General features: G+C 39.2%; 1 protein-coding gene. It reads left to right on the top strand.

Annotation, left to right across the window (positions count from 1 at the left end):
* The coding region (locus WQ54_RS32835) for a transposase (RefSeq protein ID WP_197089623.1) at positions 1–352 on the top strand (352 nt) is incomplete at both ends.

Raw genomic sequence — 352 nt, 5'->3', positions numbered from 1 at the left:
TTATATTTGTCCGAAGGATCAAATACTTCCTTACCGCACAACGACCAGAGATGGTTACAGACAATACGCATCAAATCCAGCCATTTGTAAGGATTGCCCACTCCTTGATTCATGTACACACAGTAAGGATAAGAGGAAAATGATTCACCGACATATTTGGGAAGATAAAATTGATGAGGTTAATCATTTACGGCATACAGAAATGAATAAAAACATATACGCTAAGCGAAAAGAGACAATAGAACGTGTCTTTGCAGATGCTAAAGAAAAGCATGGCATGCGATGGACCACTTTAAGAGGAATTAAAAAAGTGGCCATGCAGGCGATGCTAACTTTTGCTGCCATGAATCTC

This window comes from Bacillus sp. SA1-12 (assembly GCF_000981385.1).
GTDB lineage: Bacteria > Bacillota > Bacilli > Bacillales > Bacillaceae > Metabacillus.
Note: the sequence above shows the minus strand (reverse complement) of the source record. Positions and strands in the feature narration are given on the sequence as shown.